Origin of the sequence: Streptacidiphilus cavernicola (genome assembly GCF_042510955.1) — a bacterium.
GTDB classification, from domain to species: domain Bacteria; phylum Actinomycetota; class Actinomycetes; order Streptomycetales; family Streptomycetaceae; genus Streptacidiphilus; species Streptacidiphilus cavernicola.
Window position 1 is genome coordinate 449,681 of record NZ_JBHFAB010000001.1, and the last position, 10,110, is coordinate 459,790.

A 10,110-nucleotide genomic window follows, 5' to 3' on the forward strand; every position below is an offset into this window, starting at 1 on the left:
GCGATCAGCCTTTTCCCAGGTCGATCCTTGTCCGCTGGTTCAGCAGCAGTGCCGCGGTGAACAGGCTCTTGGCCTCGGCGTCGGCCCAGGTGTCCAGCAGTTCCTGCGCCTCGGTCTGGCTCATGCCGTCGACGGAGGTGGCGGAGATCAGCGCGGCGGGGAACGACTCGGGGTTGTACTCCATCCCCTTGTCGGCCTGCTCCTCACTGGGGCCGTGCTCGGTCAGCAGCTCCTCCCACACCGGGCGCGGCAGGGCGCGCAGCGTGAGGGTGATCGTGGCCTCGTCCAGCAGGCTTTCGGCGCGGGCCAGTTGGGCGGAAGCGGCGACGACCTTGGGGTGGGCGTCGATCCAGTCCGCGTGCTGGTCCTCGGGGACGCCCTGCTCGGACAGTTCGCCGATCGCGGCGGTGCGGGCCTTGGCCAGCAGCAGCGCGGCGTCGGCGACACCGGCCTTGGCCTGCTCGTCGTCGCAGATCCGGATCGGGCGCTCGGGGAGCTTGCGGTTGCGCAGCCGCTCCATCTTCGCGGCCCAGTGGGCATCGGCGGCGACGGCGGCCGGCGGCGGGGTGTGCGTGGTCATGCGGTGCCTCCCCCTGCTCAGCTGGCGGCCGGAACGGCCTGGTCGAGCAGCGGCTCACCGCTGATGGAGAAGGTGACGACGAACTTCGCCGGGTCGGAGCTGGTGCTGTACGACGGGGCGCGGCTGGCCACCCGGACCGGGAAGATGTCCATGCTCTTCGACGGCGGGGTGTTCTGGATGTCGCCCTTGCGCAGGATCACGACGAAGCCCACGACGTCCTTGGTGAGCAGGGTCTCGATCTTCTCCGACAGCTGGTCCTCGTAGAAGGTCAGCGTGCTGGAGTCGGCCTTGTCCTCACCGGGGATGGACGTGGTGAGGGTGGAGCCGAGGTCCGGTGTGTCGATCGGCGAGTTCGCCAGGGACCAGCCGGAGATGTCGGCGACGGCGCCGGACAGGTCGGTGCCGCCGGTCAGCTCCACACGGGTGGGGATGTTGGTGGCGGCGGCGATGGTGTCCAGGAAGTAGATCTTGGTGACGCCGCGGCGCATGAAACGCTGCTGGGTGGTGCTCAAGGGAGATGACTCACTCTCCGGGGCTACTGCCTCCGGAGACGCACGGGTGCACGGAGGCCCGCCCCAACAGGTGGGGTCGGCCCGTGCCGTTGTGGCCGGGCGTCCGCGTCTGGGCCTCCGCGGTGAGGGTGAAGCGTCGTCAGCTGCCGGTCGTGGTGATCGACAGCGCGAATCGCTGAAGGTAAGTGTAGGTGGAAGACGCCGAGGTGGTGCCGTCCTCCCGGTCGACTTCCCGGTCCGTGACGGCGTAGCCGGGGATCGGGATGGGCGTGGCGAAGACGGCGCTGCCGGGTGCGGCCTTGGCCATGAACGCGGTACGGACCTTGTCGGCCATCAGCGACGCCTGCTCGGCGGTCGAGCCGACCGAGGACACCTGGAACAGCATCCGGGCGTCAGCGGCGGAGTCGCCGAACGGCGGCCCGCTGGGGGTCTGGCCGAGTTCGTAGAGCACCGAGTACGGCATCGTCACACCGGTCGGCAGGCTGGCCGTGGTCGGCAGCGTGCCGTAGCCGCAGGACCGGCCGGTAGCGGTTTGCAGCATGGTCTGCACGGCCAGGGACGCCGTGCGACCCGATACAGGCATAGATCACTCCTCTTCGTTGGCGAGCTGTTCGGACACCCGCACCGCTGTGACGTGGCCGTCGATGTCGGCCAAGGCGTAGCGGTGCAGGCCGAGTTCGTCCCAGACGGGCATGTCCGCCGGGCACGAACCGCGGATCAGGTGGAGGCCGCCGTCCTCGTCGACGAGTTCGGCGACCATGACCAGGCGCGAGAGCAGTCCCAGGCCGTGGGCGTCGAGGACTTCCGCGACGGCGCGGTGCAGATCCTCGGAGAAGTCCGCCATCAGGCATCACCGGTCTCGATCTCCCGGCCGAGCGCAGCGAGGAACAGGGGCCGGATCTTCTCCAGGGCGGGGCCGACGTGCGGGTAAGGGGGCTGGTTGTAGACGCGGCCCAGCGAGTCCTCGCCAACGAACCCGAACTCCAGGCGGCGGGCCTGGGGCTTGTTCGTGCCGACGATGGCCGTCACCTGGTCCGCGCCGGTGGACATCTCGTACGTCCACGAGCGCCTGTAGTCGCCCGTCGGGGCGTTCGGGCCGGGCCTGCCCGAGGCGAATGCCTTGATCTGCGTCTCCAGCAGCATCGCGTAGTGCCGGGTCAGCGCCACGGTGTTCGGCAGCGTCGCAGCGGCCCGCGCATCCAGGGCGGCGGCGATCTCAACGGCGTTGGAGTACGCGCCCGCCGCAGGATGGGCGTTGGGGTGGGGGTTCAGCGGCGAGGGCATCAGACGGGCTCCCACTGGCCGCGCGCCCACTCGCCCAGCACGGTGAGCATGGCCCGGGTCATCTCGTGCTGGCCGCCGTCGAGCAGGTCAACGCGGGCGAGCGCGGTCCGCTCCAGCTCGCCCGCGTCAACGGCGGCCAGGAACACCGCGGCGGCCGGCCCCGGCTCGGGCTGCTCGCCGACGGTGACGCGCGCCATGCCGGTGAACACCTCGTCCGCCACGGCCACCGGGCTGACAGCGAGAGTCAGCTCCGGCGGCTTCCCCGCCCAGTGCTCCAGCCGGATTCCGGAGATCAGCGGCGCGATGTCGTGGCCGTCGACCTCGACCTTGGCGGTGCGGCCGTCCGCAGCGATGCGCACCCGGCGCTGATCCTGATCATCCATGTGACCAGCCTAAAGCCGGTTTCGCGCACCAGTTCGACTTAGAAGACAACCTGCGTGACGCGTTCCTCCAGGCGCGTCACCCGGGCGATCTCCCAGGTGGAGACCTGCGTCGGCTCGTCGGCCAGCCACACCCGCCCCTCGGCCGCGCCGGTCCCGGCCGCCTGCGCGGTCACCTCCACCAGGTCTCCGGACTGCAACGTCGGGGCGGAGAGCGGCAGGATCAGCTGGTACCAGGAGGAGCCCTCCGACACCCAGTCCGTGCCGAGGAGTTGAGTCGCCGCGATCTGCCCGTGCGTGGACAGCAGCGCACCGACGCCCTCGTAGATGAGATCGGTCGGGGTCTCGCCAGGCTGCCCGGTGTGCGGGTCCAGGGTGGGCTGCCCGGTGACGCGGGTGACGCGGATGGTGTCGACGAGCCGGGCTTCGAGGTCTGCCCGTGCAGCAGTGAGGTCGGTCATCAGCTGCCCGCCGTCTGGGTGTTCTGGTCGAGCCAGGTGGTGCGCACGATGGCGAGGGTGCCGGCGTCGGAGAGGTCGAGGACCCTCCAGACCCGGTTGATCAGGCCGCCGTCCTGGGTGGCGACGGTGACGCGCACCTGGTCGCCGCGGCTGGCGAGCGGTGCGTCCAGCGGCGTCAGCAGCTTGAAGCGGTCCGAGGTGTCGTCGACGTACGCCTGCCCCTCCAGGGACAGGGTGATGCCGGGGCCGCCCTGGGCGAAGATCGCGCCGGGGCCTTCGTAGATGACGGTGTCGGGTCCGGGGACGTACTCCCCAGAGTCGGGGTCCAGGACCTCCGGCCCGGGTTGGAAGATCTGCACGGTGTCCACGAGCACCTTGCTCTTAACGATGTCGCTGACGGCCCCCAGGGTCAGCCCTTCTGCGGTGGTGTCGCTCATGAGTTCGATCGTAATGGTGATCTTGCATCTCCCTCTGAGATGCGGTCAGTTGGCAGAGGGAGATGCAAGGCGGCTCAAGGAGCCCAGGCACGCCCGATGACGGTTCCGACGTGATCGGGCGTCGGACCCGGCAACACCTCGACTTCCACCTTGGCGAAGCCGGAGCGGAGCAGCATCCGCTCCCACTGCTCCGGGGAGTACAGCCACCGCACGACGGCGACCTTCCGGCCGCGGTAGCCGTTGCCGTACAGGACCTGCGGCCCGTGGCCGGGGGCCAGGGGTTCGACGTGGCTGAAGGCGTAGACGCCGCCGCTGGCCAGGCGCGGCACGATCAGCGGCAGCAGCAGTACGGGGTCGCAGAACATGCCCGCGCCCCAGTTCGAGACGATCGCCTCCCAGGTGTCCTCGGTCCGGGCGAGGTAGTCCAGCACGTCGGCCTGGACGAACGACAGGTTCGGCTGCTCCTCCCACCAGTCGCGGGCTCGGGCGATCTGCGCGGGCGAGGAGTCCAGCCCGGTAACCTCTGCGCCGGTCCGGGCGATGGCGAGGCTGGTGGCGCCGCTCGCGCAGCCGAGCTCCAGCACCGTCCGGGGCTCGCCCAGCAGTTCCAGGCCGGGGCCGTGCTCCTTGTACTGGGTCCAGCGGAAGCCGCGGCCCAGGTTCTCCAACGTGGTCTCCAGGTCGGCACCGGGGGCGTAGCCATCCCAGTAGGCCGTGCTGTCCGCGTGGTCCGGCTCGGGCTGGACGGCGTCGACGCCCGCCACCTCCAGGTTCACCCAGCAGTCACGGCCGACCCGGTGTCCGCTGATCCTGCCGATCTCTCGGACCAGGACGCCTTCCAGAAGGTCCCTGTCGTCGGGTGCGGAGCCTTCGGCGAGGCGTACGTCAATCCGGGCGTTGAAGCGGCCGATGATCGTGTCCGCCTCGGTGTCGCTGCTCATGTGCGTGTTCTCCAGGTCCAGTTCAGGGGGCGGTTTCGGCGATGAGCTGCTGTGCGCCGAGGTGAATCAGAGCGGCTGCGGTCTCGTGGCCGAGGAGGGCGGCGTCGTCTGCGTCCCCCTCGGCGCTGTGGCGAAGGACGCGGGAGCCGTCGGCGCTGAACACGAGCACGGTCAGGACGAGGCTGCCGTCGAAGTGCTTGACGGCGCGGCCCGCAATGGGGCTGTTGCAGTGCCCTTCGAGGTCGTGCAGCGCGGTGCGTTCCGCTACGGTCTCCGCCTCGGTGTCGGGGTCGGAGAGCGGGGCAAGCCGGTAGAACAGGGCTTCGTCGTCGGCACGGGTCTGGAGGCCGAGGACGGCGGCACCCAGCGGCGGCATCATCAGGTCGCCGCCCAGCAACTGCGTGATGCGCTGCTGCTGCCCGATGCGCTCCAGGCCGCTGGAGGCGAGGATCAGGGCGTCGACCTCGCCGGCGTCGAGCATGTCCAGGCGCTGGTTCGCAGTGCCGCGGATCGGCACGGCCTCCAGGTCGGGGCGGGCAACCCGCAGCTGCGCGGCGCGGCGCACGGCAGAGGTTCCGATCCGGGTTCCGGTGGGCAACTGGTCGAGGGACTGGCCAGCCGGGTGCACGAGGGAGTCGCGGACGTCGCCGCGGCGCAGGTAGGCGGCGAACGCTGTCCCCGGGGCGGCCAGCGGCACCCCGGCAACGTCCTTCATGCAGTGCACGGCGATGTCGATGCCGCCGCTGAGGAGAGCGGCCTCGATCTCGGCGGTGTAGACGCCCTTCTGGCCCAGTTCCGTCCGTGCGATATCCCGGTCGCCGGACGGGGTGAAGGGAACGAACTCGGTGAGCACGCCGGGGTAGTAGCGACGGAAGGCTTCCTGCACGCGGACGACCTGCGCGCGAGACATGGGGCTGGACCGCGCGCCGATGCGCAGGGTCCTGGCTAACTCGGTCAAGATGATCTCCGGGGACGTTTCCGACAAAGTGTTGGAAAAAGCACTTCCCGTTCGGGGTTAGCATGGCTCAACCGCCATCCCTTTCACGGGAGTTGATCTCATGCGCACGCTCGTCGTCGGCTCGCGGGCCAGCCAGCTCGCCAAGGCCCAGGTCAAGGAGTTCCTGGGCCCGCTGCGCGCCCGGTTCACCGACGTCGAGTTCCGGCATCAGCTGATCCTCGAAGGCGGGGACCGCGACCGGCGCAGCGCACTGGCCTCCGTCAGCCAGGCGTCCGGGGGGGCCGCGTTCTCCACCAACCAGGAAGCCGCGCTGGTCGCCGGTGAGGTGGACGTGATCGTGCACTCCCTCAAGGACTTGCCGACCAGCAACCCGGCCGAGCTGATCCTGCTGCCGCCGCCCGGCCGCGAGGACGTACGCGACGCCCTGTGCGGACCCGTCGAGACCGCCACGCTCACCGCGCTGCCGCTCGGTGCCCGGGTCGGCACCAGCGCGGCTCGCCGTATCGCCCAGCTCCTCGCGGTTCGCCCCGACCTTGGCACCGTCCCGATCCGCGGCAACGTCCCGCCCAGGCTGCGCCGAGGCCGGGAGATGGGCTTGGACGCGGTGATGCTGGCCGCCGCTGGCCTGCACCGCCTCGGCCTGAACGACCAGATCGGGCAGCTCCTGCCGATTGAGCAGTTCCCCCCGAGCCCCGGCCAGGGCGCACTGGGCATCCAGGTCCGCGCCGACAACACGTTCGCCATTGAGGTGCTGTCCACCGCCGGTGACCTCCAGGTCGACGCGGAAGTCCGGGCCGAGCGCGCGATGCTAGCCGAGCTGCACGGCGGCTGCTCCGTCCCCGTCGGCGCGCACGCCCACACCGACGGCGGCCAGCTGCACCTGTACGGGCAGGTGACATCCGTCGACGGCACCAAGCAGCTGACCGCCCGAGCCAGCGGCCCGGCCGGCGACCCGGCCGCGCTCGGCCACCGGGTCGCCGCCGAACTGATGCACCAGGGGGCGCAGGAGATCCTGGACAAGGCCCGCGCCACCTAGCACCGGTGCAACACCCGGGCTATGTCGCGGGCGGCGTAGGTGATGATCCGAACTGCGCCGGACCGCTTGAGCATCTGGTACACCTCGACCAAAGCAGTGCAGTCCCGTGTGCCGTCCGCCTGGACGCGGGTCAGGGACAGGTACTCGCCGGAGACGCTGAACGGCGCCACCTTGATCCCGGCCCCGGTGAGTGCGGGCACCAGGTCCGCCGACGCCAACGCGGGCTCCAGCAGCACCACGTCCGCGCCCTCCCTGGTCATCTGCAACGCCGACGCCAGGGCCGCGCTCGGCTGGAACGGGCTGATCTGGTGCGGTCGCCCGTCGCGCGGCTCGGCGTGCATCGTCGAGCGGAAGCCCTGGTACAGCGACGACGAGAAGATCAGGTGCGGCATGATCCCCACGCCGCCGTGCCCGTCTTCGTCCAGGGCCGAGCGCACGGCCTCGGTGCAGCCGGGCAGCATCGCTGCCGGTCCCACGATGTCCGCGCCGGCGGCGGCCTGCACCGCGGCCTGCGCCGCGATGGCTTCCACCGACCGCCGCTCGGCGATCATGCCGCTGCCGTTGGTGACGTAGCAGTTGCCGCTGTCGGTGTACCCGCACAGGCAGGTCTCCGTGAGGACGGTGGTCGCTGAGCCCAGCGGCTCCTTCGCCGCGCCGATGGCCCGCACCATCAGGGAGTCCTTCTTCAGCGCCCCGCTCGCCAAGCGGTCCCGGCGGCGCGCCCCGGCGAAGATCTTCACCGAGTGGATGCCCACAGCGGCCAGCTCCCGCACGACGCCCGGGATCTCGCCCACGGTCACGGTCGGCATCGGCGTGTCGGCGCTGTCTTTGTCCTGCCGCACCAGCAGGACCATGGTCAGGTCCTCGGGCGAGAGGGGCGGAGCGGCTAAGTAGGCCCCGGCGGCGCTGGCCATGAAACGGGGAGGTGCCGAATTCAGCACGGGGGTTCGACTCCTTCGAGAGGGCGTGACGATCCAGGCGGTGATATGCGGGTGCCCGTCACCAGAGGGTGCCTTCGACCGCAGCGAGCGGGGACCCAGGCAGGCCGCGAGGCACACCAAGGCGGGCCAGTTCCTCCCATGTGCCCAGGTAGACCGCCAGGCGCAGCAGCAGTCGGGCGGCAGCGGTTGCGTCGAATGCGGCACGGTGCCGGCGGCCGGGGATATCGGTGGTGTTGACGCGACAGTGGGAGATCAGGGTGTCGAGCCGCCGCCTGCTCGGCTGTGCGGATCGGGCGACTGCTCATGGTGATCCTCCGTTGCAGGTGCGGGCGATCTTGAGGGGATTTGCGGCTGTCGTACGGGTCTCTCGTAGGGCTTCCGCTGCTCCTGCTGCCGGGCGTATCCCGCCTCGTCTACGAGCTGGAGAAGCCGTTTCTTCTTCACCCCGTACTTGGCGGCGATCAGAGGCGGGAGCGTGCCCTGCCGGTACGCCTCCAGAGCATCGGCGATGCGCGGGTCCCAGTCGTCGCCTGCTGGTCGGCCCGTCATGCTGACCGCCTTGCTACGGGTGAGCAGTTGCCTGCTCGCAGGAGCGTGCGCAGGTAGGAGCGGCTGACGGGTGTGCAGTGCTCCAGGGAGCGCACGGACTTCATGGCCAGGACGTGACGGGCGAGAGTCACCGTCGGCTCGTAGATGCCGGACCCGGCTGCCCGGAGCTTCCCCGACAGCGGGTCGCGGGTGATGATCTTGCCCTGGACGCCGAAGAGGGGCTGCTGCCCGACCCAGTACAGGGCGATGCCGGTCTGTCGCAGCGACCGGCAACCGGTGGCGGAGGCGTACACGCAGTCCGCGCAGACCGGGGGCTCCGTGCTGCCCATGCCCTCGGGCCAGTTGGGCCATTCACCCCAGTGGTCGTGCAGCAGCCACAGCACGCCGAGGTTGCTGCGGGTCGCGGGACTGAAGCACACCTGGCAGAGGAGTTCCGCCATCGCCTGTCGCTGCCGGTAGGGGTGCGGCCGGTCGAACTGCACGGTGCCGACTCCGGGCGAGGTGCCGGTCCGGGGCCAGAGGAAGCCCTGATCGCAGCGGTCCTCCGGCTGCTCGCCGTCGGCGTAGGTCAGCCCGTCGCGGGTCACCCTCAGCTGCGTATCGTCCTGTTGCTCGCTCGACCAGGCGGCCATGCGCGGGATGGTGATCTTCACGCTCTCCCCCTCGGGCAGCACTCCGTGGTGCGGAGTGGCACTGCTGTCGGCAGCGGCTTGGAATCGAAGGCGGCCACCGGGCTACGCCAGTTCCAGGCGAAACCACACGGTCTTCCCGCCCTCCGGGTGCCGGTCGATACCCCAGGCCGAGGCCACGGCGTTGAGCAGCAGCAGGCCGCGGCCTCCGCCATCGAGCATCGCCGGGTCCCGGAGAACGGGGAGGTCGTTGGAGTCGTCGCGGACGGCCGCGCGGACGCCTTGTTCGTCGCGGTGCAGGAGGACGACCATCTCGGCGGTGCCGGTGTGCCGGAAGACGTTCGTGACCAGCTCGGACATGAGCAGTTCGATGGCGTCGGCCAGATCGGCGCTGTCGAACGCCTCTGAGCGGAGCTGCGCGGAGGTGAACCGGCGGGCCAGGCCGGCGGCCTGCGGGCTGCTGACGAGGCTCACTTCGGCACGGGCGGGCTTCACCACGGTAGTAGTCATGGTGCGTTCACCAGCTCCCGCGTCCCAGCCTCTTCCTTGGCTGCAGCGACGGCACCGGCGATGTGCAGGGCTATCCGGTCGTCGCCCACTCGCCCGGGGTGGCGCCGCACGAGGGCCTTCAGCCGGTCGTCGCCGCAGAGCGACTGCGCCGGGGTCACCTCCACGAAGACGACCTTGCCGGTCGCCGCGCCGTCCTTCTCGCAGCCCCAGTCGGCCGCCAAGGCATGGACCAGGTGCAGGCCCCGCCCCTGGCCGCCGACCTGGGGGAAGGCCGGGCTGGTGTCGGCGACTTCGAGGCGGACGCGTCCGGTCCCGGGAACCCACCGGACGCGCACCGAGCAGGCACCCACGTGCCGCAGAGCGTTGTCGGTCAGCTCGGCCCCAGCGAGCAGCAGGTCGGCCATGGCGCCTGGCTGGAGGACACTCCACTGCGTGACGGCGTTCCTGAGGTGGTCGAGCGCCGATCGGACGGAAGCGCGGATCTCCTCGTCCGTGACGTGCACCGGGGCGGTCATGTGAGCGAAGGCGTGCGGGAGGGAAGGCACCTGGGTCATCACATCGTTCTCTCGTTGAATCGGAACGTGGAAGTCCGGGCTGCCGGCGGGTCTCGCCTGTCGGGAGCCAGACGACCGCGCAGATCAGGGCGTCAAGGGGGCGCTCAGCTGGTCCGTGGATCGCTTTCGGAGAACCAGCGTGCTCCCGGCGTGCATAACGAAGCCACCACATCTACGGATCATTTGATGCACTATCAGGTGAGGCGCATAACAACTGTCAGCGACGGCGCTTTTCCCCTACTTCGGGCGGTTGCTGTCGGCGTAATTCCCCACCCTGACGGCGGTCGGTTCCCCAGGGGGATCCCGGTCGTCGGCAGGGGCCGGTCTACTCCCGGTTC

The 10,110-nt window shown here is 70.3% G+C and carries 15 protein-coding genes; 1 reads left to right on the top strand and 14 read right to left on the bottom strand.

From position 1 onward, the window contains the following. Positions 1–4: 4 nt before the first annotated feature. From ACEZDE_RS02030 to hemC (ACEZDE_RS02075), 10 genes are all read right to left on the bottom strand, one after another. Positions 5–580: a hypothetical protein gene (locus ACEZDE_RS02030; protein WP_380531092.1), complete on the bottom strand. Its 576-nt coding sequence runs from the start codon at positions 578–580 to the stop codon at positions 5–7. 17 nt (positions 581–597) lie between these two features. Continuing rightward, positions 598–1,092 (bottom strand): phage tail tube protein, encoded by a 495-nt coding sequence (locus ACEZDE_RS02035; RefSeq protein ID WP_380531095.1) that lies wholly within the window; start codon positions 1,090–1,092, stop codon positions 598–600. A gap of 139 nt (positions 1,093–1,231) precedes the next feature. Next, positions 1,232–1,675: a hypothetical protein gene (locus ACEZDE_RS02040; protein WP_380531098.1), complete on the bottom strand. Its 444-nt coding sequence runs from the start codon at positions 1,673–1,675 to the stop codon at positions 1,232–1,234. Between the two features lie 3 nt (positions 1,676–1,678). Further along, the gene (locus ACEZDE_RS02045) at positions 1,679–1,936 is read right to left on the bottom strand and encodes a hypothetical protein (protein ID WP_380531101.1); all 258 of its coding nucleotides are present in this window, start codon (positions 1,934–1,936) and stop codon (positions 1,679–1,681) included. Further along, complete coding sequence (locus ACEZDE_RS02050; RefSeq protein ID WP_380531104.1) at positions 1,936–2,376, bottom strand: HK97 gp10 family phage protein; 441 nt, start codon at positions 2,374–2,376, stop codon at positions 1,936–1,938. The genes ACEZDE_RS02045 and ACEZDE_RS02050 overlap by 1 nt, the downstream gene beginning before the upstream one ends. Further along, positions 2,376–2,759 (bottom strand): hypothetical protein, encoded by a 384-nt coding sequence (locus ACEZDE_RS02055; RefSeq protein WP_380531107.1) that lies wholly within the window; start codon positions 2,757–2,759, stop codon positions 2,376–2,378. Before ACEZDE_RS02055 ends, ACEZDE_RS02050 begins: the two co-directional genes overlap by 1 nt. Positions 2,760–2,797: 38 nt before the next feature. Continuing rightward, the gene (locus tag ACEZDE_RS02060) at positions 2,798–3,217 is read right to left on the bottom strand and encodes a DUF6093 family protein (RefSeq protein WP_380531110.1); all 420 of its coding nucleotides are present in this window, start codon (positions 3,215–3,217) and stop codon (positions 2,798–2,800) included. Further along, positions 3,217–3,654, bottom strand: a complete 438-nt coding sequence (locus ACEZDE_RS02065) for a DUF6093 family protein (RefSeq protein ID WP_380531113.1) — start codon at positions 3,652–3,654, stop codon at positions 3,217–3,219. The genes ACEZDE_RS02060 and ACEZDE_RS02065 overlap by 1 nt, the downstream gene beginning before the upstream one ends. Positions 3,655–3,728: 74 nt before the next feature. Next, positions 3,729–4,595 (bottom strand): class I SAM-dependent methyltransferase, encoded by an 867-nt coding sequence (locus ACEZDE_RS02070; RefSeq protein WP_380531116.1) that lies wholly within the window; start codon positions 4,593–4,595, stop codon positions 3,729–3,731. Positions 4,596–4,617: 22 nt separating this feature from the next. Further along, on the bottom strand, positions 4,618–5,553 hold the full coding sequence (gene hemC, locus ACEZDE_RS02075) for a hydroxymethylbilane synthase (protein ID WP_380531119.1): 936 nt from the start codon (positions 5,551–5,553) through the stop codon (positions 4,618–4,620). 100 nt (positions 5,554–5,653) lie between these two features. Between hemC (ACEZDE_RS02075) and hemC (ACEZDE_RS02080) the strand changes: the two genes are divergently transcribed. Then, entirely contained in the window at positions 5,654–6,589 is a 936-nt protein-coding gene (gene hemC, locus ACEZDE_RS02080) for a hydroxymethylbilane synthase (RefSeq protein ID WP_380531122.1), read from the top strand. Here the strand turns inward: hemC (ACEZDE_RS02080) and ACEZDE_RS02085 are convergent. From ACEZDE_RS02085 to ACEZDE_RS02100, 4 genes are all read right to left on the bottom strand, one after another. Further along, positions 6,586–7,530: a hypothetical protein gene (locus tag ACEZDE_RS02085; RefSeq protein WP_380531125.1), complete on the bottom strand. Its 945-nt coding sequence runs from the start codon at positions 7,528–7,530 to the stop codon at positions 6,586–6,588. The genes hemC (ACEZDE_RS02080) and ACEZDE_RS02085 overlap by 4 nt on opposite strands. Before the next feature lie 545 nt (positions 7,531–8,075). Continuing rightward, positions 8,076–8,732, bottom strand: a complete 657-nt coding sequence (locus ACEZDE_RS02090; RefSeq protein ID WP_380531128.1) for a hypothetical protein — start codon at positions 8,730–8,732, stop codon at positions 8,076–8,078. An 81-nt stretch (positions 8,733–8,813) separates the two neighbouring features. Next, positions 8,814–9,218: an ATP-binding protein gene (locus ACEZDE_RS02095; RefSeq protein WP_380531131.1), complete on the bottom strand. Its 405-nt coding sequence runs from the start codon at positions 9,216–9,218 to the stop codon at positions 8,814–8,816. Beyond that, the gene (locus ACEZDE_RS02100) at positions 9,215–9,772 is read right to left on the bottom strand and encodes an ATP-binding protein (RefSeq protein WP_380531134.1); all 558 of its coding nucleotides are present in this window, start codon (positions 9,770–9,772) and stop codon (positions 9,215–9,217) included. The genes ACEZDE_RS02095 and ACEZDE_RS02100 overlap by 4 nt, the downstream gene beginning before the upstream one ends. Between the last annotated feature and the right edge of the window lie 338 nt (positions 9,773–10,110).

Excerpts from the sequence above, each read along its gene's own strand:
- ACEZDE_RS02095 (WP_380531131.1), bottom strand. The coding sequence starts at position 9,218 with ATGACTACTACCGTGGTGAAGCCCGCCCGTGCCGAAGTGAGCCTCGTC.
- ACEZDE_RS02065 (WP_380531113.1), bottom strand. The coding sequence starts at position 3,654 with ATGAGCGACACCACCGCAGAAGGGCTGACCCTGGGGGCCGTCAGCGAC.
- ACEZDE_RS02055 (WP_380531107.1), bottom strand. The coding sequence starts at position 2,759 with ATGGATGATCAGGATCAGCGCCGGGTGCGCATCGCTGCGGACGGCCGC.
- ACEZDE_RS02050 (WP_380531104.1), bottom strand. The coding sequence starts at position 2,376 with ATGCCCTCGCCGCTGAACCCCCACCCCAACGCCCATCCTGCGGCGGGC.
- ACEZDE_RS02100 (WP_380531134.1), bottom strand. The coding sequence starts at position 9,772 with ATGACCCAGGTGCCTTCCCTCCCGCACGCCTTCGCTCACATGACCGCC.
- ACEZDE_RS02060 (WP_380531110.1), bottom strand. The coding sequence starts at position 3,217 with ATGACCGACCTCACTGCTGCACGGGCAGACCTCGAAGCCCGGCTCGTC.
- ACEZDE_RS02070 (WP_380531116.1), bottom strand. The coding sequence starts at position 4,595 with ATGAGCAGCGACACCGAGGCGGACACGATCATCGGCCGCTTCAACGCC.
- ACEZDE_RS02030 (WP_380531092.1), bottom strand. The coding sequence starts at position 580 with ATGACCACGCACACCCCGCCGCCGGCCGCCGTCGCCGCCGATGCCCAC.
- ACEZDE_RS02040 (WP_380531098.1), bottom strand. The coding sequence starts at position 1,675 with ATGCCTGTATCGGGTCGCACGGCGTCCCTGGCCGTGCAGACCATGCTG.
- hemC (WP_380531122.1), top strand. The coding sequence starts at position 5,654 with ATGCGCACGCTCGTCGTCGGCTCGCGGGCCAGCCAGCTCGCCAAGGCC.
- ACEZDE_RS02045 (WP_380531101.1), bottom strand. The coding sequence starts at position 1,936 with ATGGCGGACTTCTCCGAGGATCTGCACCGCGCCGTCGCGGAAGTCCTC.